Below are 24,804 nucleotides of genomic sequence, written 5' to 3'. Positions count from 1 at the left end.
AGTATTTGCTTATATCTTACAGCCCCATAATATAGATGTCAATATCTAATCTAATTTAAAAATATAACGTGTATAATCTAATAAAAGTTTCAAACAGAATGAAGTCTTTATTAGATTTCATTCTGTTTGAAATATTTAATCTTTGCTACAAGATGATAATTTGATTATAATATGTAAATTATTACTATTTATTTTTTGGAATATATTCTATTAATCTTCTGTATATCCTAGTATTTTTATATATACTCTATTTCTTGCTCCAAAAGCGTTAGATATAGAAACATTCCTTACCATTGGACTATGACCACAAACCAGAAGATCACTTCTACCAGAACTATTATATACTATGCCAGTTATTATTAATGAATGGTAACTATCTCCATTGGAATTGGCAAACTGAACTAAATCCGAATAAGTAACACCATTAAACGATGAAATTTGAGCATCAATTCTAGAAATTGAATATCCTATATATCTTCTAAATTCGTTTGCACCCGTCCAAGATGCAGACCTATCATGTGTTGTTTTATTATAGAACCAGTAAGTATCAGTGTAGTTTTGTCCTCCCACATGTTGAGCAATCCCTCCACCTTCATATAAACATTGAGAAGTAAAATTTGTGCAATCTCCTCCTTGACCAACAAAAGACTCATAGTCGTTATTATGATTCAACGCATGATTCATAGCATAATTATATGCTCCCGTTCGATCATAATTTCCTCTATTAGCTACCACAATGCTCTCATCACTTTCAGCTTCCAATTTTAATTCTTTATAAAATTCTTTTACATTCTTTCTAAGATCTTTTTGATATTTCTTTAAGTCTTTAATATTATTAGGATTTATCCCTTTACCATTAAAATCTTCTTTAACAAACTTATCTACAAAACCTTCTATAAAACTTATTTTCCAATCTTCATTTATCCTGCTTAGTTTAATAAAATAGCTGTTCACTTCTCCCGACTGTACATCTGGTGATATATTATAGTTAAACATTTTAGTTACGTTGACTTTAACTTCTGCACTGTTTTTTTCAATAGTTATTGATTCATAATCAAATTTTAATTCTTTATTTAATTCCTTTAACTTTGTTTTAGGGTATTCTTGTGATAATACTATTTTCCTCTTCAATACAGTTTTAATAAGCTCTTTATTCTTAGAACTGTTTATATCGCTAAAAAAACTATCAATGTCATTAAAGTTAATATCTTCATTGTCAAGTGCACTTTCATAACTCATAATAAAATTTTCAATAGTATCGGTTATTTTTTTCTCATCATCACTTTGAATAACCTCACTTTCTTTAATTATCGCTTGAACGTTACCCATACTAGCAAGTAAAAACAAGCATACAATTATGCCTGAAATCCTCTTATTCATTTTTGTTGATTTCATATTTTCACGCTCCTAACTTGAAAAAAATTTAAACCTTGCTGCATCGATGCTTTTTTTGTACTTCTTCAATTTAACATTTTAGCCTTGGTTATCAGCTGATATTTTTAAGGTTTTATAGGAATTCCTCCACCTTTGACATTTATTATATATATATATATAATAAATGTCAATACAATTAGTAAAAATTCTCATAAAAATTTTATTCTAAATTATTCTTAAATCTGGATTATTAAAGTTTTGTTATTTCTATATATCTTATCATTACACTATAGACCAAACAAATCCCTTATTTCATCTTCACTAAAATTATTTAAAAGGCTCTCTCCTGGTCTAATAATATTTTCCATCAATCCCCTCTTATTTTCCTGCATCCTTGCAATTTTTTCTTCAATTGTACCCTCTGTAAGCAGCTTATAAACCTGAACAACATTTTTCTGTCCTATTCTATAAACTCTGTCACTTGCCTGATCTTCAACAGCAGGATTCCACCAAGGGTCAAAATGCACAACAATATCCGCCTTTGTAAGATTAAGACCAGTTCCGCCAGCCTTTAAAGAGATTAAAAACACAGCTTCTCTGTCACTATTAAAATTATCAATCTCAATGGCTCTATCCTCAGGGCTCATAGTTCCGTCAAGATAATAATAGTTTATATTTTTGCTTTCTAATTCACCTCTTATTATCTTAAGCATTTTTGTAAATTGAGAAAACAAAAGAACGCTGTGTCCTGAGCTAATACACTCAGTTAGTATTTCTATTGCCATATCAAGCTTTCCGCTTCCTCCCTTATAATGCTCTATAAATGTGGCAGGATGGGCACATGTCTGTCTTAGCCTTGTAAGAGCTTTAAATACTCCAATTTGATTTCCTTCAACTCCTTCTTCCTCAAGTTCTTTTTTAAACTGCTTATAATAAGCAGCATATAGTTTTTTCTGCTCTACGGTCATTTCAGATACATAATTTGTATTGATCTTTTGGGGTAGTTCATCTAATACATCTTTTTTAAGCCTTCTTATAATAAAGGGCTTTATAAGTCTTGCCAGCTCGTCCATTTTATCTTCATTTTTATCTTTTAAAATAGGATTTTCAAAGGCATGGGAGAACTTATTTTTATTATATAAATACCCCGGCATTATAAAATCAAATATAGACCAGACTTCCATAAGTCTGTTTTCTATAGGAGTACCTGTAAGCGCAAAACAGCACCTTGCCTTAAGACTTTTTACACTGTTTGCATTTAATGTTAGTGGATTTTTTATGTTTTGAGCTTCATCTATAAAGACATATGAAAACTGAACCTTTTTATAATTTTCCACATCATTTTTTAAAGAACCATAAGAGGTTATAACTATGTCATATTTATTGCAGTTTAAAATCATTAAATCTCTTTTAGCCTTAACACCACTTATCAAAAGTACCTTTAAGTCAGGAGTAAACTTTTTCGCTTCCGCCTTCCAGTTGTAAACAATAGAAGTTGGTGCAACAACCATACAGGGCTGCTTTCTATCCTTTTCACTGGCTATAAAGGCAAGCACCTGAAGAGTTTTTCCAAGTCCCATATCATCAGCTAATATTCCGCCAAATGAATAATATGATAAACTTTTAAGCCACTTCACCCCTGCCAACTGATAATTTCTTAAAATGCTTTTTAAACTATCGTCTATATCAACCTCTATATCTTTAGAGTTTGATATTCCATTTATAAGATTTTTTAAGCGAGACTCCATTTTAACATTCTCTATTCCCTTTTCTTTTAGGTAGTTATCTATATAAAGACACCTGTTTAGGGGAATTTCAAATATTCCATCATTAATATTGGATTTATCAATTTCCAAACCCTTTATCAAATCAACAAATCTACTGCTTTCAACACTTTCAAGATTTATAATTGATCCATTTTTTAATCTATAGTACTTTTTGCCTGCCTTAATAGACTCTAGAAGCTCTGCTAATTCCTCATCACTTACATTTTCAAGATTTATGTTCATATGAATCAGGGAATCATCAGATAAGCTTAGTCCTAAGCTGTCTATATTTTTAACATGAAGCTTTTTAAAATCTTCTGAATAGTAAACTTGAGATATTTTTTTAAGATTTTTTAAATTGTCCGTTAATAAATTCATTATCTTTTCAACATCGTCAAGTAAAAAAAGCTTTTTATATTCTTTAAAACCATAATGCTTTAACTCATCTAATATATCACTTTCTCTTTCAAATTCTCTAAAACTTCTATTTATATCCACATCATTAAGGGGATTTATAACTTTTTCTCCATAGCAAAATTCAGCCTTTGACATAATTCCCTTTGCCCCAACATCAAAATAAACTTTTGACAAAAGATTATCTTCTGTCATATCTTTTTTTACATCTTCATCTATAGAAATTTCAATCTTGTCATTGTACCTGTCCAAAAAATTCTTTTTAAAAAACTTTTTCTCATCATCTGAGATTTTAAAATACACTACATTACTATCATTTTTAAAACTATATATATTTTTTAATAGTTCCCTATTAAATTCCTGCACCTTCCCAATTACTTTGCCACTATTTAAAGTGATATATTTAAAATTTGCACAAAGGGGCTCAAAATCACCATACTCTGAGTAATCCATTATCAAAACATTAAATCCGTCTTTTCTTTTAATAGAAGTTTTTAAGTTTAAATTACTTTTAAATAAAATTTCAGTGTTAAGTGATCTATTTTCTAAATCCCATATTAAATCTAAAAATCTTTCATTGTAATCTTTATTTAAAATCAATTGGTTTGTGTGTAAACTCTTTTTATCAAGGTTTGACAAAAACTCTAATATGCTTTGGGCTGACTTTTCAAAATACATTTTAGATGGTTCAAATATAAAGTTTTTAGTAAAATGGTAAGGTTCTAAAGTTTCTATAACTTCGAGTAACCTACCTATATCTTTTACTCTATACATTTTGTCTAGGCCAATTGAAAGTGACACAGTAAAAGCCCCTATTTCATCAAATTTTAAGCAAACTTCCATTTTAACTGGAAGTTTGCCATAAGAAGCCTTAAGCCCTTTATAAAAAGTTGTTTTGTTAAAATCAATAAACTCCATATTACCACCACAAAATTTTTAATTGGCCAGTTCAAACCTGGACTTATCTTCAATCTTAAACATAGAAGCAGACAACACTTCATCATCTTCTTCAACAACATCTTTCTTTATTGTTTTTATCTCAATATACTCGTCTTCTCTTCCAACTTCACGCTCTATATTGAGTGAATAAATAAGGTTGAACCTGTCAATAACCGTCTGTTCCTTTAAGTCACTAAGACATATAAACTGAGTATTATACTTTTTTGCAATTTCAAACAACGGCTTTAAAAGATGCTCTGAGGTCAAAGGTCCAAAAGGATTGTCCATTATAAGCACCTTGCTTTCTAAATTAGCACCTAAGAGATTTTCTCCTCTCATGTAAGTCAAAAGAGAAATAAATACAACAAAAGCACTTACAAATAGCTCCCCTCCTGAATTTTCTTCAATAACCTGTCTCCATGTCTTTTTCTTTAACCTGTTAGGCTCAATTTTTATAAGCGTAATTCCAATTTTATTAATGGAAACAAATCTGTCAAAGAGGTGGTATGTGCTTATTTCATTTGTTAAAAGCCCATCCATAGCTTTTCCCTCTTTGCAAAGCTCTACACAATTCATAATTGTATGCTTTAAATATTCCTTTAACGACAGAGTTTCTAGTTCATCCTTTTCAGGAAGTGTTATAATGAGCATCTTACTTCGTCTACCCTCAATATCAATGGTCGAATTTTTGTCAATGTCTTTCATCTCATCATATACATTCTTTAAATAGCTCAATGTATTATCTATAATACAAGTTTCCATGCTGTCGATTTTCCCTAAGTCTATTGCATGTTGCTGGATTTTTCTATCAATCTGCAAATAAACTCTTTCTAATGCATTTAGTGAGTGAACTGGCTTGTATCTTCTTTCACCATCTAATATTGAACTAAATAAATTTTTAAACATTTCAGCTTTTATAGTAAATTCACCTTCTAAATCATTATACAAAGTAGTGAGAAGATTTTTCATGTCCACAGTAAGTTCAGTAGTTCTTTTAAAATCTCTAATAAGATTTAAAACATAAGAATTAATGTCACCTTCAATAACTCGGTGTTCTTCAACCTTATTTGCAAATATACTGTACTCTTCAAGACCAAATCTTACTTTTTGAAGGTTATTTTCATCAGCCTTTAAAAGAGATATATTCTTTTCAAGCTCTTTTAATTTTTTTCTGTACATTTTTTTCTCATGCTCAAAATCCATTTCTCTTATATATTCCTTATCTTTTGGCTCATTATATCCGCATTTTTCTTCTATATTTCTCTTAATATATTTTAAATCTGAATTTCTCTCTGCAATCTTAAACTTAATATCATTTTTCTTTTCCATTAGAGAATTTAAGCTTTTGTTTACCTTTTCAGCTTCCCTCTCCACTTTCTCATACTCAAACTGACTAAATTCCATTCCTTTGTACAAATGTTCTTCAATTTTAAGATTTAAAATAGTTTTTTGCTTTTCATCCCTTTGTATTCTATAATCCTCTAATATATCTTTAAGATTTTGTATCTTTCCGCTTATTTTAGATGTGTATGCACTCAGCTTAGATTCTAATGTCTCTATGCTCTCATCAATAAACTTGCCCTTTTGTACATGACTGTACTTTTGATATTCCAGTTTCTCTTTTTCTAATTCACCTGACATATTACTTATTTTCATATCTTTATCATTTATCTTCTCATTTGATTTTATAATTTCTCTCTCTAATGTATCAAGAGAAGTTTTAATCTCTCTTAAGTCATCTTCCTTTTCACTTTTTTCTTTTAAGTCATTAGAATAACTCTGACAATTTTCTAAAAATCTAAAAATATCCTGTTTCTTTCTTAAAAATTCACTCTTTTCTCTCTCAAGTTCAGAACTTAAAACCTGAAAGCCTTCTTTTTGTTTATTTAGTGAAATAAATTCATCTTCTAAAACCTCAATTTTAGCTTTAATTTCATCTATGTTTTTTGTAATTGATTCTATATCATCACAAAGTCTTTTTACGCCTGCTTCTGTATATGAAAAATTCTCCGTTTTTAAAATATTAATTTCTATATTTTTCAAAGCTTCCCCAGCATTTTTTAATATTTCATTATTTTTTTCTATCTTAAATAAAATATCATCACAAATTTCATTTAAATATTTCTTATTTAAAGTTCTGTCATCAAAGGGAATTATAAAATCAACCCCGTCTATAGAGTGATAATTATTTCTTGACTCTACATTAAGTTCAATCTCAAGTTTTTCCCTTTCAATAATTGGTATTACAGAAGAAAGAGATGTTTTAAATTCTATTTCTTTAATCATTTCAATATCCTTTTTTGACACAATAATAGCATATGGCAAAAAGGGATTATCTTTTACAAGCTTTAATTTTTTATTTTTATTATCTTTAATATCTCTAAGCCACTCGTATCCAAACTCTACAAAGATATTTTTGTCTTCAAATATCTTTTTTAATTCCTCTGAAAACTCAAAAACCTTTCCAGACTGATAAAGATTTAGCTGCTTTTTATATATTGAGTTTTCAAGATTTTTGTCATTTACCAGCTTTTGATACTTTTCTCTTTCCATATTTAGAGAAAGTAAGATTTTTTCTCTGTCAAATAAGCATTCTTCTCCTAATTCACAGGATTTTATTATTTTTTCAATAACTTTTTTCTCATCTTCAAAAAGGCTGTATTCTGACTGTTTTTTATTTTTTTCAATTAAAAGTTCTGGCTCTTTGTCCTTTAGTTTTTTAAACTCTTTTTCTAGCTCTTCTGTCTTTTCTCTAATTTTAACCTGTTTTTCTTTTTCACAAAGTATTTTCTCTTCTATGTTTTCTTCTTCCTCTAAAAGGCCTTTTCTAACAGCTTCTAAACTATAATCTGTATACTGACCATTCTCAATATTTTTGCCAACATCAAAATCAGGATATGCTTCTTTTAATGAAGCTTCCTTTTCATTAAAATGAGCAATTCTTCCCCTGACACTTATAATATAGTCATTTAAAGAAGATATTTTTTTATTAATCTGCTCTTTTTCTTTATTGTTTTCTAATAATTTGTCTCTTTCAAAGGATAGCTCTTTTTTGCCCTCACCAATTGTATTTTCTAAATTGACAATCTTTTCTCTGTACTTTTCTTTTAGTGAGTATTCAATATCCTCAATAATATTTTTAACATCCTCTTGCTGAAGATTTTCTTTTTGGAGCTCTGTCTCAAACTTTGCTATCTTTTTATTTATATTTTTAAGTTCACCATCAACTTTAACACATAAAAGCTGTTTTCTTTTGTACTCCAAATCGTCCATCTGTTTTTTTAGATTATCTATCTCAATATCAAAACCCTCTAAATCATCTTTTAATTCCTTTAAAAACCCTTCTATTTTATGATACTCTAAAGAAATCTTTTGGTATTCAAGTTCTTTTATATGCTCTTCTATATTTTTTATACTCTCTAAAAGCTCTTCTCTTTTTACATGAAACTCTTTAATGCTCTGATTTACAAATATATAAGCATTTCCAAGCTGGTACTTGTTGTCTTCAAGCCTGTCCATTATATCTTTATACTCTTTAAGTTTTTCTAAAAGATTAGATGACTTTTCCTTAAAGCTTTCAAAAATTTCTCTTTCCCTTATCATACTTTCATTTTTCACAATTTGTTCTGCATGATTTTTTATAAGCTCTTTTATGTTTTCTATAGAGTTTCCATTTCTATTAAGCTGCTCTTCTATTGTAGGTATAAACCACTTTTTAATTAAAGAACTTGTAGTTTTACAATCATTGAAAAAAGAAGTTAGACCTGCCTCTGACTCATTAATTTTTACCATAAGGTTTTTCCATTCTGACTGATTAATCTTATATGATAAGAGTCTTTTTGAATACTCTTTTTTGTCATCTGGTAAATTCCATCTAAACAGCCATACATTTTCCCCTTCTTTTTCTGCGTTAGATAAATCTCTTATAACCTTCTCAAAGTCAATTAACTTTACAATACCTCTCTCTTCTTGTAAAAGTTCAATGTTATTTATATCAAAATCACTTTCTTTTTCATACTCCGAAATAAAGGTAATGACTTTGATATTTTCTTTATCTGTACCCTCTCTTTGACTTATTATTTTCTTAATTCCAATGCCTGTCATAACTCTTTTAGAACTGCCGTCTAAAATCCACTCAATCATTATATACACAGGCGCTTTAGAATTTTTAAAATAATTTTTAAGTGGCCTGTCCTTAAGCTTTTGCTTTGGTACTATGGGCTGGAGCATCATCTGCACTAATACCGTCTTACCCCCACCATTTTGAAGGTTTAGCAAGGTATTTTCTCCATTATAGAAATCAAATGTCTCATCATAAATATGACGATTGTCATTGTATGTGAAATTTATAATTCTTATTTTTCCTATCTTAGCCATCTCAAACTCCTCATTTCTAGTTTACAAATAATAACTACTTACCTTCAAAATCAGGTTTTATCCTAGAATTTCTTCTATAATTTCCAGTCTTGAATTATCTAAAAAGTTATACGTCATAAAGTTTGTAAATTTAGCAGAAGGCCTAATATCTTCCTCCACTGTGTCGAAAATTAAAAGTCCATGCTTTGCTAAAAATGTACAAACACTTCTTATATATCCATACTTGGTTTTCCTCTTGCCCTCTTCGTCTATTTGAAGAGCACTCCAATGCTCATACATTCCGGTTATATTAAATGCAGCCTCCTGTTGCTCACTTTCTATATCCTTTTTAGAATTTGCATATTCAAGCCTTGATGTAATAATTTCTTCAAGCTCACCTACTCTTATGAAATCCCTTGATTTTACAAAACTTCCTTTCCCACTATAAAAAACCGTTATAATAACTATTATTATATACTGTGATAAATAAAAGTCAATTTTACGGGCATCATAACTTAAAACTTTCTGCAAATCCATATCTTTGATGCCTAAAACATCATTATCTTCATTTGGAATAAGGTACACTACCTGATTATATTTTTCTATTAAAACATTACTCTCTTTTGCTAAAATCTCTAAAATGTCTCTCACTTCACTGTCAGAGTAATCTAAATACAATTCTTTATTGTTGTCAAAAGTAAGCTCTCCCTCTTTTAATAGAAAATAATAAATTCTCATTGCCTTTTGCAAGTTTATCTCATTCAAATTTCACTCACCTCAATTTTAAACAATATATCAGGACAATTTAGCCCAGCTACTTTTTCAAAGCTAGAATTTACTGTGTCTTGCTCCTCTTCAAAACCTTCATGTTCACTTTCGTCTATGGACTTTTCAGGTATAAACACCTTATTATTTCTTGATAGAAGAATTTTTAATTTAGATATTTTATTAAAACTTTTGTCTTTGTCTAACAAGCTAACAACACAGTATTTTACGTCAAATGCCTCTGAAGGATTAAATACAGTCTTTGCACTTTGAGCACTTATTTTTGAAAAATCCACTTCCTTAATGCTGCTAAGTTTAATAAGTACATTTGTTAAAACTTTTATATCAGGTACAAACTTACTATATTCATCTTTAGAATCAGAAATAAGATTTGACAAAAGTATCTCTTTTTTAGAACTCTCTAAAGCCCTCTGGCATATTGTCTCAAATATATTGAGATACATTTTATTTGCTTTTCTAATCATTATATCCTTTTCACTTTCACCTCTAACAAAATATTTGTTAGACATGAGTATATTACTTCCCTCAGTCTCAGCTTCCCCTCCTGCTATTCTCTGTTCTTTTAACACTTTGCTTAAATTAAACATTTTATTTAAGTCAGGTTTAAATAGAGGTCTTAAAAGCTTAATAAGAGGATATGCCAGCTGGGGGTTCTTTTCCATTTTCTTTGTTACAGTTTCCTCAAAATTCAGCCTGTTTTCAAAACCAATATAAAGTATATTATCAACTGCTTCATTATATATTTTTTGAAGTTCCTGCTGTTTTAAAAGAAGGTTTGCCTGCTCGCTTATAATAAATTTAAGCTTCCCCTTGATATACGATATGTTTTCAATTTCTTTTTCTAAAGTCTCTTTATCTATTCTTGTATAGTCACTTTCTAAAATTGAATTTTCTACTTTACCTATTAATTCATACAAGTTGTCATAGCCTTCCTTTTGTTCATCAATAGATGAAAAAGTAGCATTATATATTTTTTCATATTCTTCAGTACCAGTGCTACTAATATCTTCTTTAACTTTTTTTATAAAGTAATTTATTCTCTGTATTTGGGTTTTGCTTATATTAAAAAGGCTGTCCACATTATTTTTGGCAGCATTAAAATTTCTTTTCTTTATAGAAAGGCTCAATTTAAACTGTTCAATTGAAACCTTTAAGGAATCTTCTATTTCTAAAGTGTTGAACATAAATTTATAGCCCTGGGGAGTCATATAATATGAATAGGTGCCTTCATTTCCTAAAGGCACTCTTCTATCGTCTATAAGTTTTACATTAATTTTTTCTTCTTTATCAGTCTCAAAATTATAGGTTTTAAAATAGTGAGGAATACCACTATTTTGAAGACAGTCCTTTATTACAAAATCAGCTATTTCAAAATACCTATCATCATCTATGTTCTTTTTAAAATATTCAATGTCTAATCTTCTTATAAACCCTGCCACATCATCTTTAGTACAAGTCTCTTCTACCAATGATTTTTCCATAATAAAACATAGTACAAGCATCACAAGGTTAATTGACTCTGCACTGTCAAAACCATAATCTCTAAGTTTTAATTTTCTAGAAGTTCTTGTTGTTATATAGTCCACTATTGCAACTATTTCAGCCCGCCTGTGAAAGTCTTTTAAAAAGTCATATATCAAGTTACATCCCTCTTTAATATTTCTATTTTATACAAACAGCATTATATCATTTTGATAAAAATATTAAAACCCCTTTTTAGCTTTAGCTAAACAAGCTCACTTAGGAATGCCTTAGAAATAACTTCATATTCTAAAGTACAAAAAAACCCGATGTTTTTACGAGTTTTGGACGATGAGAATTGGATGTTATTTCTTAGCCATTACTTAGCTTTTTTTAACTCCACTATGTCACTCCAATTTTTAGCAGTCACTCCTTCTATGGTCAAAATATCTCTTCTTAATTTATCTATTTCAGTAACTATTTCAATGTGTCGGTTAGCTTTTTTTGCTTCATGTTCTTCAAATTGACTTTTGAAAGTATTCAAAGTATCTTCAATTGTGTCAAGTTTCTCTAGTTTAGATTGCATTTTTGAAAACTCAGCAAGTACTTTTTTTTGGAAATCAGTATTATCCATAATCAACATCCCTTCAAAAATTATCTTCTATATAATAATATACGTTTTCAGATAAAAATATCAATACATATAAATCTTCTCTTCTTCATAATATTTATAGATATATACCATTCTTCTTGAAAGGATTGCTTCTTTTACTCTGATCAGATTTCACCTAAATATCCACTCATTGGTATCTTGTTTCCTGTCCTGCCAGAAATCCTGACCCATTCATATATTTAAAAATTGTATTTTATTGTTTAATTTTTTTGAACTTTCCATGATTTGGTCAAGCTTTAATCTGGCATCTATTTTATAATGATAAAAAAGCATTAACTTTTGAAACAATTTAAATGGCATTTTTTGTTGCTTCATTATGCTTATGTAGTAAATTCTAGATAAATTTTTTTAAATTTTCAGCATGCGTGTCTTCAATTTTGATTAGCAGAGTTAGTAGTTCAATCAAATTAACATTACTTTCGGGAGTAATTTCTAAAATTGATTTTAACACTTCAGAATTTTTTTCTTCATAGTAAATAGCTAATTCAATTAATTCTTTTTCATTTTTAAATGCGTCTAACTGGAGAGTTTTTTTAAATTCATTAACTATATCTCGAGCTTTTTCGTATATTCTATCTTCTATTATGACTTCATTAAGATATTGATATTTTTGCAAAAAATCCCTATATAATTGAGCATGTCCTTTTTCTTCCCTTGATAAAACCAACGCAACTGTTTTTATTTTAGAAATATTTTTACCACTAAACACAGAAATATTTTTATAAAAATTACTAAAGTTATCTTCTAATTTTATAAGAAGATAAAAAACCTCTTTAATATTTCTATCCAACGTTTAACACCTTCTTTACAAATCTGAAATCTCAATTTTTAAATACAATGTAATGATAAATAAATTCAACCATTTACTCTACATATAATGTTTTTAGTCGTGATATGTCATCAGCATTTATTAATTTAAATAATCTAATATAACTTTTGAAAACTCAGATTGCATTTTTCAAAAATTATCTTCTATATAATAATATATCGTTTTCAGATAAACATATCAATACATATAAATTTTTTCATCTTCATAATATTTATAGATATATACTATTTTTCTTGAAAAGATTGCTTTTGAGCAACCTTTTTTACTCTAATTAAATTATACCAAAGGTTTTTATGAAAATTCCAAATCCTTACATTATCTTAATATATACTTACCCATTCCAAGGCTGCCCCCATTACCTCTATGAAGAATTTCGCCTGTCCTCAACAAAGACATAAAAGATGTCAGTTCTCCTACAAATGAAATCTTGCCTACATATCCGCTCATTGATATCTTGTTTCCTGTCCCGCTCGAAACTCTGACTTCGTAATATATTTTAAATTATCTTTTATTGTTTAATTTTTTTAAAGACAGCAATAATAGGCTGTTTTTTCACTAATACATAATGTATAATATAGATACAATAAAGTTAGGTGATGAATATGAGTAATTACACAGAATTGTATGAAATAATTAAAAATATGAGTATTATTGCTAAAGCACTTGGAGTTGAACCTTTTCCAATATATTTTCTAGGTGGCTCAGCCTGTATTCTTGGAAAATACAGTGATCGTCCAACAAGAGACTTTGATATTATTGACCTGAATTATCCTGCAAAGCTTGGAATGGTGCTTAGGTATTTAAGTGATTTTGATATGTTGGAATACGAAAGCACATTATTATCACCAGCATATCAGAAAAGGGCGTTGAGGCTACATGAATTTGATTATCTTGAAATATTTGTTTTATCCAGAGAAGATATTGTAGTAAGTAAAATTGTAAGGATGGAACAAAAAGATATTGAAGATATGCACGAACTTATGCCAAAATGTGATAAAAAAGTTATAAATATTATTATAAATGAAATTTTAAACCGTAATGACCTTTTTAATAGTAAAAAGAAGGCTTTTTTAAATAATTTGACCGCATTCAAGGAGAGATATAATGTATAGAGTGTTTTGCGAAAGCTTTCCCAACATGATAAACAGCCTTGATAAGAATTCTACACGTTTTATGGTGCTAGAGCCTTTATGGCTTCTTCTGACTTCTGAACAATACCACATAGAAAAGGAGCTGTGCACTGAAAGATTTAAAAAAGTTTCTACTTTGCTGCATTACATGGAAACACATAAGGATACATTCCCAAAATTCAAAGCATTTCTCTGGACACTAGAGCCTAGAGGCATATACGGCAAATATTATGATGTTTCAACGGAAGAGGAATTATCCGAACAAGCCAAAGGGGTAAATATGATTTTAAGTTTAATGTACTGGATGTCCTCATGATTTCCTGCCATCTCGGATTTGTGCTGTCCGAATGCTTTAGGATTCGCTATCCATATAAACCAGAATACGCATTATTTAGAACTCTTATCTGTTGTAGCTTTCTGTCAATTTATATATTATAAAAAAAATCAATTCTACAATTGGTTATAGTAATCTGACAACAAACATAGATAAAAGTAAGTAATTCTAGTTAAGTTTTCTTTAAAGTTTACCGAAATATACTCAAATAAGCAAAATCTACTGAATTAATTTTACTTATATTAATATGAAAAAATAATCAATTATAAAGACGCTTGAAACTCACATCTGTTATATTTTTGAACTTTTTGCCCTTTTAATTAAATTAACAGGAGGTTAAAATGGATTTTCCTAAAATAATAAACCCTTATAACAATAATATTTCCAAAAATGATTTAAGGTTTTATTTATTTTCAAGTCATTTATATATACTTTGTATAGTAATTCATGTGGCACTTTTAATGTTATTCTTTTTTATTGAAATATATTTAATGGCAATTTTTAATATTTTTAGCTGTGTAATATTTACATTAAACTTAATACTAAATAAAAAAGGTTTTTTAAATTTAGCCTATCATTTTGCTATAATTGAAATAACATTACATGCAGCACTTGCTACATTATGTCTTGGGTGGGAAAGTAATTTTTCCTTTTATTCTGTTGCAATCTGTAGTGTTATAATGTTTTCTACCTTTTTAAAACTACACATAAAGATTATTGAAGTAGCATTAACAAGTTCTTTATATCTATTTGTCTTTGGTTATATACTTAATAATTCTACTCTTTATGATGCTAATGATCTAGCTGTTCAAATTATTGGATTTATTAACATTATAGTAATAATTTCATTGCTAACATCAATATTTTATAAATTTTATTTAGAAACATATATTCTAAATAAAAAATTAAAATCAGCTGCTGAAACTGACAGTCTTACTGGAGTTTATAATAGAAGTTTTTTTAATGAATATGTAGAAATTGAAATTAAGAGACTCTTAAATGAACTAAATTATAATACTCAGGCTAAACAACAAGTAAATCTTGGTATTGCCATTATTGATATAGATAATTTTAAAAAAATAAATGATACTTATGGTCATTTAACAGGTGATAATGTAATAGTTCAAGTTGTGGAAATTATAAGAAAGAGTGTTTTTTCAAGAGATTTAATATGCAGATATGGCGGCGAAGAATTTGTAATATTGTTTAACAGAACTTCTAATGACGGAGCTATAAATACCGCTGAACGAATTCGTAAAGAAATTGAAAAGCATAAGTTTATTTTTAATGATACGGTAAAAAACGGGAAAATTACTATAAGTATCGGATTTGCATCTTTTGATGAAATTAAATCAGATAGTATAGAAAGTTTACTAAATCTTGCTGATACTCGGCTATACAAAGCTAAATCTTCAGGAAAAAATCTATTAATTTATAATTGATTAAGAAGTCCTATTTGATTATAATATTGGACTGTTCTTATGTATATATCCATCTTTTTTGTAATTTCTACAACTGTTAATAATTTATTTTCTTTTTTCATTTTTATCACCTCTTGATTACATAAGAGTCCACTCAAAAAGTCGAAAAACTTGAATAATTATAAAAAAACACATGGTTTCTAACGAACTTATGCATGATTCAGCCATTATATATTTATAATAATTCAGCATATTCGTGTTTTCGAGTGAACTCCTAGTGCTTCCTCTATACTTTCATTAACTTTTTCTTCTAAGTCATTAATGGTAATTATACGCTCCTCAATACTATCTTTTGCAATTTCCGCTACACTTTCTAACTCTTCAATCACCCACCATAGGTGTTCTATTATACTCGCAACATCAGGCTTATATTTTACTATCCAATATAATTGTTCTGGATTTATTTCTTTGTTATATAGCACTAAAAATATTAACCATAGAATTTTATTCTTTATATATTTCGGCAAAAATATTTTTATCATTAGAAAATTACAAGAGTACTTATCCACATTTTTTTACATAGAAGTGTCTATAATTTTAACTTGTCTGCCCTTTTACTATATCATTTGCAGCATTTTTTAACCTTAGATTTTTCTCTAAAATACAGGTATCACCCCAGGGTTATCCCCTGTTATGCATACTCCCCCCTCATTAGTCACCTTAAAAGTGTTCTCAATTCCTACCATACCTACATTCTCAATACCTTTTTTAGGCTCTAAAGCCAATACCATTCCCTCTTTTAGTGGCTCTTCAAAACCCTCTGCAATGACAGGCATCTCATCAACATGAAGACCTATTCCATGTCCTAAAAACTTTACACTTCTTTCACCAAACCCCATAAAGTTCTGTTTAAATTCTGGACTAATACCATCCATTACATCTCTATAAATATCAGCCGGAATGGCTCCGGGTTTTAACATTGATGCAATTTTATTCTGTATATCAACACAACTTTTATGCTCTGCTATTACCTCATCAGGAAGGGATTCGCCAAACATATATGTCATTGTCTTATCCGTATGGTAGCCGTCCACTCCACATGCTGCATCAACAAATACCAAGTCACCCTTTTTGAGCCTTCTTTCACGACTTCCTAAAAGTGGCACCCCAGGGCTCATTCCGTAATTGCCCCCGGGTCCGTTAAAATATGTTGGGTAAATAGAACTCTCCCCAAAACAAATATGTCCAACAAGTATTTCGGTATCTAGCATACTAAAACGTGCTACCCCGTGGTGTCCTTCCTCAACCATTATTGAATACAACTTTGTTGCAAACTCAGCTTCACTCATTCCTTCCTCAAAAATCTCAAGAACACAATCTTCAAGTACCTTTTTGTGAATAATCCCCGATTTCTCCATTATATCAATCTCATACGGGCTTTTAATTGATCTAAGCTTAGTAATCTGCCTGTCTAAAGGTTTAACATTTTCAAAAGTAAAATGCTTTTGAAATCTTTTATAAAAAGCAAGGGGAACAAACTCAGTCTCAAGATATATGGTATCTGGAATGTTTAAAAAATTTTGTGCTGCATCTCTAAAACTTTTCATTGGCTTAATCAAAGGAAAAAACGATTCTTCTACCGCCCTCTCAAAGCTCCTACGAACCCACAAAACTGCCTCATCACCACGTGGAATCAAGAGCATCCCCTCTGGCATAGTACCGGTAAAATAATAAAGGTTGACCTTGTTAAAAATAACTGCCATTTCCCAGTCAGGATTATACGCATCCATTATCTCTCGGAACCGTTCCATACGAGATTTTAGTTCAGTAAACGGTACTTTTTTCATTTAAAATCCTCCTAGCATTTATCTTCTTCTAAAACCTCCACTTTCTAAAAGGTAGAGTCCCTTTTAGAAAGCTTCAGGTGGAGTTGAGTCTCCACCTGAAGCCCCAATGTTTAGCTTTAGATATATCGTTCTTTTCTCCACCATAACAACAGATAGAATTAAAGGGGGCATTTGCCCCCTTATGTATGCTCACTATTATCTTTCAGTTTGAGTAGCAACTAAACCTTTAGCACCATACTTTTCCCTCAAACGTGGTTTTTCAATCTTCCCAGTAGGGTTACGGGGAATTTTATCAAAAATAATGTTCCGTGGACGTTTATAACGTGGCATTGATTTACAAAAAGACCTTATTTCTTCTTCTGTACACTTTAAGCCTGATTTTAGCTCTATAATAGCAGCTGTTATTTCACCTAGACGGTCATCAGACAATCCAATAACTGCTATATCCTTAATTGCTTCATGAGAACGAAGAAAATCTTCGATTTGTACAGGATATATGTTTTCACCACCACTTATAATTACATCTTTTTTTCTGTCAACTAGATAAATAAATCCTTCTTCATCCATTTTAGCCATATCTCCAGTAAACAACCATCCATCCTTAAGTATTGCTTTTGTTGCCTCTGGATTGTTATAATAACACTTCATTATACCTGGTCCTTTAACAGCCAGTTCACCAACTTCTCCTTGATTTACAACACAACCATTTTCATCAACAATTTTAGTCTCCCAATTATATCCAGCTTTCCCAATAGCCCCAACTTTATGAATGTTATCAACACCTAAATGAACACATCCTGGACCAATGGATTCACTAAGTCCATAGTTGGTGTCATAGGAATGATTTGGAAAATATTTTTTCCATCGACGAATCAGGCTTGGAGGAACTGGTTGAGCACCAATGTGCATCAATCTCCACTGTGAAAGTTCATAATCTTCCAACTTCACATCCCCTCTTTCAATGGCATCAAGAATATCCTGTGCCCAGGGAACTAGAAGCCATACAATTGTAATCTTTTCCTCAGAGACTGTTCTAAGTATCCAATCCGGTTTAATTCCACGAAGCAGCACAGCTTTGCTACCCGAAAGTAAGCTTCCAAACCAATGCATCTTAGCACCTGTATGATAAAGGGGCGGAATACATAAAAAATTGTCTTCACGGGTTTGACCATGGTGATTTTGTTCTGTATAACAAGCCGACATTAAACTTTTATGGTCATGCAAAATCGCTTTTGGAAAACCAGTAGTCCCTGATGAAAAATATATTGCCGCATCATCGTCATCAGTAATTTTGATTTGTGGATCTTCCGATGAACAATTAGCAGTGAGACGATCATAACTTTCCGCAAAAGACGGTCTGTTTTCTCCTGCATAAAAAAGCATTTTTATCTGTGGTATTTGTTCATAAATATTTTCCAACCTTCCAATAAATTCAGGACCAAAAATCAAAGCAATAGATTCTGATAAATTCAAACAATATTTTATCTCTTCAGCTGTGTAGCGAAAATTCAAGGGCACTGCTACAGCACCAGATTTTAATATTCCAAAATAAATAGGCAACCACTCTAAACAATTCATCAAAAGAATAGCTACCTTATCCCCCTTTTTTATACCTCTTTTTAACAACAAATTGGCTATGCGATTTGCTTTCTCTTCAAAAACACGCCAAGTCATATTCCGACGGTATTCACCTGCAGGATTGTTTTCAATAAGTTCATACTCTTTCCAAATTACATTGTGACTTTCCTGAAGATCTAGATTTAGCTCAGTCAAGCAAATTTCCTGTCCATACATATCTGCATTACGTGACAATATTTCAGTAATAGGCATTTCCTTTTCCTCCCCATCTTTCCAATACAAAATACTATTTATTTATACAAAAACCCAAACTATATAAACACATATTTTGCAATATTTGTTTTGCGTATTGCAAAATCATGTTCCTTTATTTATGAATTGCATGTAAACCTTATCTTATCCTAAAACTACAACCTAAAGCCTCAATGTTTAAACTAACTTTATGAATAATATTTATGCAACCCATATATAAAACACCTTCTATATTATAAAACATTATAATAACTTAATCAATATTTTAGAATTGTAATAGAATAGTCTCCGCATACAATTTTTCAAAGAAACGTGTGAAGGAAGTTCCATTGATTTTTATTTAGATAAAATATAATTTTTTATTTTTAAATCTATGATAAGATGGTATATAGTTAAATAGAAATATTTTATAAAACAAATAAGTTTTGTTTTTTGTACTTATACTAAACAAGAACTTTAATTTAAATTTTTCAAAAGGAGTGAATTAAATTGAAAACTGTCACATTACATAATAATGTCAAAATGCCCCTATTAGGTTTAGGTACCTATAAGTTAGAAAACAATGAAACTACTTCAGATTTAATTGTCAAAGCTCTTGATGTTGGATACAGGCATATTGACACCGCGTCTGCTTATGGAAATGAAGAGGCTATAGGAGAGGGCATTAAAAAAAGTCCTGTTTCAAGAAAAAACATTTTTCTTGTATCAAAAGTTGCTAATTCAGACCAAGGATATGATAATACAATAAAATCATTTAATGAATCTTTGAAAAGACTACAAACAGATTATCTTGACTTATATTTGATTCATTGGCCTAAAGATTTAAGCAATGAAACTTGGAAAGCCTTTGAAGACCTCTATAAAGAAAATAAAATCAGAACTATAGGTGTCAGTAACTTCCTAATCAATCATCTAGAAGATTTATTGCTCAATGCAAAAATAACTCCTATGGTAAATCAGGTAGAATTTCATCCTTACCTTGTACAGCCAGAACTTTTAGATTATTGTTCTAAAAAAAATATCAAAGTTGAAGCTTGGAGTCCACTTATGAGAGGTGAAATTCTAAATATTGATTTAATTGATAAATTGGCAAAGAAGTACAATAAAACTCATGCACAAATTGTGCTAAGATGGAATATACAAATGGGCGTAATTACAATACCTAAATCAGCCAATATAGATAGAATTAAATCAAATTTTCAGATATTTGATTTTGAACTTTCAAAAGAAGATATGTTAAGTATAAACCAGCTTGATAAGGGACACAGAACTGGCCCTGACCCAAATAATTTTGACTTTTAGTAATGGCTTAGTTGTCAGGTTCTATTTTAAAATTGGCTTTCATCCTCTATTTAAACCATAGGATGAAAGCCAAAAACTGTAAAATTAAAAGAGAATATTTTATACTATCTCCTAAAGTCTTGACATAAAAGAGTCTTACACCAACTGTAGCTGAAATAAAATCTAATTTACAGGCATAATCCCCTTTGCAGTATTTTCACTATATACTGTAATAATGCTTCCATCACTATCTTCACAAATCATATATGCTCTTGCATACCATCTCTCACCTTCTAGGACATTTATTTTACGGACATAAAACTGATCTGTAGAGTCATTATTTATTCTTCCTCTAAGAATTCCTTCAGTCTCTAATGTAATTTTATCTTGATAATCATCATTCTCTTCTAGAAGAATCATTCCACTTTCTAATAGCATATAATCCTCCCTAATATTTCTATTGGCTATAAAAATCATTGTTTTATCATCAGTGTTTGTAACCACATCATCTAGCAATGTTATAAACGGTGTTGTATCAATAATTTCAGTATCTTCAACAAAAACGGCAGTTAATACTGTATCTCTTTTTGGCATAAAGAAGGAAATTTCAGAATTTACACTTATTCTGATGCCATCTTGTTCCCAATGGCTAAACTTCATTCCCTCTTCATTTTCACCTGCTATTACATTAACTGGCATATCAAATCTATATTCTCCTGTTGTTTCTCCTGTATATAAAGTTCCTCCTTCAACTGTTATATTGTACTTATCAGGCAATCTTTCAAATACAGGAGATATCATCATATTTGACACTACATTGCTATAGTCCTTATCCCAGCCTATAAATTGATATCCAGACATAGTAGGATCTTCAGGCGGTGTTGCCGATTGATTTTTAGCTACATTAGTTGATTGAAGTATTCTTCCACTTCTATCTTTAAACACAACGGTAAATTCCTCAGTGTCTTCTGTTACTTTTTTGTGAAATATTGCTTTAATGTTTTTTGCTGTAACAAATGTAGTTTCATAAACAGGATTAGTAGAAATAAACCTTCCGGTATTACCATCTTCCCAATATGCAAATTCTGAACAATTACCTGCTATAGCAGTTAATTTAATTTCTGTTCCATAATGAACACTATTCTTATAGTTTTCATTAATATTTTCACCATTAAGCTTTACCGATCCATCACCACCAGTAAAAACTTCTAATAGTCTCTTTGACTTTTGTTCTGTAGTAAATCCAACCGCAAAGTAACAAGAGTGATTATCAACTCTTCCCTCAAATATCATAATGCTTTTGTCATCTTTTACTTCATTTCTGGTGCTTTCAGTTATATCTGTGTAAATTCCGTCTTTTATGTGATAAAGTCTTAAACTGTCTTTATATTCCTCATATCCTGTTATGTCATAACTTATTTCTACCAAAGAGTTTCCTTCAATATCTGCTGTAGTTGTAATCCCATAGTAAACAGGCAAAAATGTTTTATCTTCTGTTTCTATTTCTTTTAAATTATCATGTACAGTAATAACTGTATTTCCCGGATGATTAACTTCGTCCATGATTACAGATATGTCTTCTCTCTCTGTTACAACATGTGTTCCTCTGTTTGTTACCAAACGGTACTTATAAATATGACTTGGTATCGTTTTAACAGTAGTTGGTATTTCTACCCCTCTTTTTTCTACATATGAATTTGTTAAAACATAATAATGCCTTGATGGATCACCTTCAAAGTCAATTATTGTTGAATAGTCAAGCCATATACTGTCTCCAGGCATTAGTATCGGAACCTCTATTGTATCTTCTGCACTAACTTGGTGTATTTCATTTGCTTCAATGCTCTCTTCTGATATTACATGTAGCTCAGGTAAATGTTCTACCGTATCAGCATAAGATTTTCCATCAACTTCAAAATGCAGATTATATACAGGAAAATCTGATGTATTGGTCAGCTGAAAGAATACATAATACTCTTCTCCTATATAAGCTGAATCTTGAGCTAATACATTTAAGTGCATTGCATCTCCTGCAAGTACTTCTAATGGCTCTTTTGCCTTAAATATTGCATTTACAGGATCATTAAATGGCATTAATGTTCCATTAAAGTGAGCTTTTAAGTCATAGCTTCCTTTTTCATCACCACGGATAATCCACTGTACTTCTTTAGTCTCTCCTCCTTCAATTGAACCTATATCTATCATTAGAGACTGCTCATCTCTAGTTGGAGCTAAAGTTAAACCTTCAGGCAAGTCTAGTGCGGCACTAGCATCTTCTATTACAAACTGAGCATCTGCCATATTTGTCATTGTAAGGCTAACTTCAAAGAACTCTTTTAGCCAGCTTACTTCTCCTGGAATTACTAGATATGCAATTGTAGGAGGTACATCAGGTCGCTTGTGAGGTATAACGGTAGGGTATAATCTACCGCCCCCGTTAAATCTTATAACGTCTCCACTTCTTCCTGCAAAACTAATATTGTAAATATGTCCAGCACCATTTGTAGTTATATTAATCTTAGGAAGTTTTCTTCTCTCAAATTCCAATGTAACTTCAAATTCATATACATACTGATTTTCTGGTGCAGTTACATCAATTCCCGCTTCTATTATTTCATCTAGTTCCATACGCCGTACATCTAATTCACCTACAACAAGCTCTCCTTTTTCTATTCCTATTGTTACAGGAGAACTCTTATATTGATTTAATTGAGCATTTATCTCTTTTGGTAAATATCCTTCTTTATATGCAGCAATGTTGTATCTTCCTGTTTTTCCAACTATATGGACTACTCCCTGGCTGTCAGCTGTAAATCTTGATGGGGTATCATCTGGAAAGTCTACGTAAACACTTGCTCCACCTACAGGTTCTCCTGTAGCATCATCAATTACTCTTACTTCCATTACTCCAACTTCACTTAGGGAGTGAACTTTTACATTAATTGTATCTGTATCACTGTTTCCAGCTGGATCAAATACAGTTAATGTTACCTCATAGACTCCTTCTTCGGTATAGATATGTGAAGGTGTAGCTCCCTCTCCTTTTGTACCATCGCCAAAATCCCATATATAGCCTTCAATACGATCATTATCACTTGAACCTCTTCCATCAAGTATTACCTCCATACCTACAGTTACAATTCTATCTTCTCCTGCATCAGCTGTAGGAGGATATGGATCATTATCTCCAGGAATAGCTGATACTTCATTACTTCTGCTTATATTACCATAAACATCAACAGCTTTTACAACGTAGTAATAAGCCTGCCCTGGCGTAAGCATCCCATCTTCATAACTTGTATTGCTAGTATCAGTTATAGTTTTTATTCTTCTATAGGAGCTGCCTGATACAGTGCTTCTATACACATAAAAGCCTGCTAGATTATCTACACTTCCTGTTGTCCATGACAAATTAACTTTCCAGTCACCTGGTACAGCAGTTAATTCAGGTGCTATTGGCGGTTCAACATATAAATTATAGCTTATATAATAATACTTACTTTCATTGCCTGCCTTATCAACAGCTTTAGCTCTTAAATCATATCTTCCATTAGTCAGCCCATAAGTGTCCCAGTTAAAAGATGCTACTTCACTGTAAACATCCACTTCTTCACTTCCTATTAGTACCCACTCATCACCAGCATCGTACTCTAAAGTTACTTGTGCCAGTTTATAATTATCTGCCGCTAACACGCTTATTGTTGGATTTACTGGCAAACTAGAACCCTCTTTAGGTGATACACTAATAATTTCAGGTGGCTTATTATCAGCATCTAATTTAGCTTCCACAGCATTTGATTTATCACTTTCATTTCCTGCCCTATTAATGGCAGATACTCTGTAATAATAGGTCTTATCCATTTCTACATTACGATCTATATATCCAAGTGAAGAAAGCTTCCCTCTCACCAAAGTATATGAACCTTCTCTGTCTTCACTTCTGTATACATTATAGTACATGATGTTTGTCTCTTCACTTTCATCCCACACTATAGTAATTTCTCCTTCTGTATCTTCTACTCTAACACCTGTTGGAGGCATAGGTGGAGTATTGTCAATTCTGTATTCTACAAAGGATTTACATATGGAAACATTACCTGCCTTATCATAAGCAACTGCTCTTACATAGTATACTCCGTCATTATATGAAGAAATGTCAAAGTTGTAACTTACATTTGCAGTTTTAGGTGCAGGGTCAAGTTCTATTCTTTCAATATCACTCCAATTTTCCATATCCTCTGATATCTGAAATACGAAGGAAGTCACTCCTACATTATCAACAGCACTTCCACTAAGTGGTATTTGATCACTATAATATCCAGCTTCAGGTGCTAATGACTTTATAACCGGTGGAATTGTATCC

At 30.6% G+C, this 24,804-nt stretch carries 16 protein-coding genes; 4 read left to right on the top strand and 12 right to left on the bottom strand.

Translation table 11 applies throughout. The features are described 5' to 3' along the window. Window positions 1-210: 210 nt before the first annotated feature. The 8 genes from RBH29_RS01260 to cas6 all read right to left on the bottom strand — a co-directional run bounded on the left by RBH29_RS01260 (window position 211) and on the right by cas6 (window position 13,045). Window positions 211-1,395: an amidase domain-containing protein gene (locus RBH29_RS01260; protein ID WP_306694559.1), complete on the bottom strand. Its 1,185-nt coding sequence runs from the start codon at window positions 1,393-1,395 to the stop codon at window positions 211-213. A gap of 266 nt (window positions 1,396-1,661) precedes the next feature. Beyond that, on the bottom strand, window positions 1,662-4,472 hold the full coding sequence (locus RBH29_RS01255; RefSeq protein WP_306694558.1) for a DEAD/DEAH box helicase: 2,811 nt from the start codon (window positions 4,470-4,472) through the stop codon (window positions 1,662-1,664). Between the two features lie 18 nt (window positions 4,473-4,490). Then, on the bottom strand, window positions 4,491-8,870 hold the full coding sequence (locus RBH29_RS01250; RefSeq protein ID WP_306694556.1) for a coiled-coil domain-containing protein: 4,380 nt from the start codon (window positions 8,868-8,870) through the stop codon (window positions 4,491-4,493). Window positions 8,871-8,927: 57 nt separating this feature from the next. Continuing rightward, window positions 8,928-9,614, bottom strand: a complete 687-nt coding sequence (locus RBH29_RS01245; protein WP_306694554.1) for a DUF6063 family protein — start codon at window positions 9,612-9,614, stop codon at window positions 8,928-8,930. Continuing rightward, a complete protein-coding gene (locus tag RBH29_RS01240) occupies window positions 9,611-11,275 on the bottom strand; it encodes a hypothetical protein (protein ID WP_306694552.1) in 1,665 nt (554 codons plus the stop codon). The genes RBH29_RS01245 and RBH29_RS01240 overlap by 4 nt, the downstream gene beginning before the upstream one ends. 200 nt (window positions 11,276-11,475) lie before the next feature. Beyond that, a complete protein-coding gene (locus RBH29_RS01235; protein WP_306694551.1) occupies window positions 11,476-11,730 on the bottom strand; it encodes a hypothetical protein in 255 nt (84 codons plus the stop codon). A 373-nt stretch (window positions 11,731-12,103) separates the two neighbouring features. Further along, window positions 12,104-12,559 (bottom strand): ferritin family protein, encoded by a 456-nt coding sequence (locus RBH29_RS01230; protein ID WP_306694549.1) that lies wholly within the window; start codon window positions 12,557-12,559, stop codon window positions 12,104-12,106. Between the two features lie 354 nt (window positions 12,560-12,913). Beyond that, a complete protein-coding gene (gene cas6, locus RBH29_RS01225) occupies window positions 12,914-13,045 on the bottom strand; it encodes a CRISPR system precrRNA processing endoribonuclease RAMP protein Cas6 (RefSeq protein WP_306694547.1) in 132 nt (43 codons plus the stop codon). A 155-nt stretch (window positions 13,046-13,200) separates the two neighbouring features. Between cas6 and RBH29_RS01220 the strand changes: the two genes are divergently transcribed. From RBH29_RS01220 to RBH29_RS01210, 3 genes are all read left to right on the top strand, one after another. Further along, window positions 13,201-13,710: a DUF6036 family nucleotidyltransferase gene (locus tag RBH29_RS01220; RefSeq protein ID WP_306694545.1), complete on the top strand. Its 510-nt coding sequence runs from the start codon at window positions 13,201-13,203 to the stop codon at window positions 13,708-13,710. After that, a complete protein-coding gene (locus RBH29_RS01215; RefSeq protein WP_306694544.1) occupies window positions 13,703-14,044 on the top strand; it encodes a hypothetical protein in 342 nt (113 codons plus the stop codon). The genes RBH29_RS01220 and RBH29_RS01215 overlap by 8 nt, the downstream gene beginning before the upstream one ends. Window positions 14,045-14,403: 359 nt before the next feature. Next, window positions 14,404-15,504 (top strand): GGDEF domain-containing protein, encoded by a 1,101-nt coding sequence (locus tag RBH29_RS01210; protein ID WP_306694543.1) that lies wholly within the window; start codon window positions 14,404-14,406, stop codon window positions 15,502-15,504. Between the two features lie 224 nt (window positions 15,505-15,728). Here the strand turns inward: RBH29_RS01210 and RBH29_RS01205 are convergent, their stop codons facing one another. The 3 genes from RBH29_RS01205 to RBH29_RS01195 form a co-directional block, all read right to left on the bottom strand. Continuing rightward, window positions 15,729-15,965 carry a hypothetical protein gene (locus RBH29_RS01205; RefSeq protein WP_306694542.1) on the bottom strand — a complete coding sequence of 79 codons (237 nt, stop codon included), beginning with the start codon at window positions 15,963-15,965 and terminating at the stop codon, window positions 15,729-15,731. A gap of 174 nt (window positions 15,966-16,139) precedes the next feature. Further along, window positions 16,140-17,330 (bottom strand): M24 family metallopeptidase, encoded by a 1,191-nt coding sequence (locus tag RBH29_RS01200; protein WP_306694541.1) that lies wholly within the window; start codon window positions 17,328-17,330, stop codon window positions 16,140-16,142. A 195-nt stretch (window positions 17,331-17,525) separates the two neighbouring features. After that, window positions 17,526-19,160, bottom strand: a complete 1,635-nt coding sequence (locus RBH29_RS01195) for a class I adenylate-forming enzyme family protein (RefSeq protein ID WP_306694540.1) — start codon at window positions 19,158-19,160, stop codon at window positions 17,526-17,528. Window positions 19,161-19,682: 522 nt separating this feature from the next. Here RBH29_RS01195 and RBH29_RS01190 point away from each other — a divergent pair. Beyond that, complete coding sequence (locus RBH29_RS01190) at window positions 19,683-20,462, top strand: aldo/keto reductase (RefSeq protein WP_306694593.1); 780 nt, start codon at window positions 19,683-19,685, stop codon at window positions 20,460-20,462. Between the two features lie 162 nt (window positions 20,463-20,624). Here RBH29_RS01190 and RBH29_RS01185 read toward each other — a convergent pair whose 3' ends face one another. After that, window positions 20,625-24,707 (bottom strand): PKD domain-containing protein, encoded by a 4,083-nt coding sequence (locus tag RBH29_RS01185; protein WP_306694539.1) that lies wholly within the window; start codon window positions 24,705-24,707, stop codon window positions 20,625-20,627. Window positions 24,708-24,804 lie beyond the last annotated feature (97 nt).

Source organism: Herbivorax alkaliphila, from assembly GCF_030848475.1.
GTDB lineage: Bacteria > Bacillota > Clostridia > Acetivibrionales > Acetivibrionaceae > Herbivorax.
This window is presented reverse-complemented; position numbering and strand designations above follow the sequence as displayed.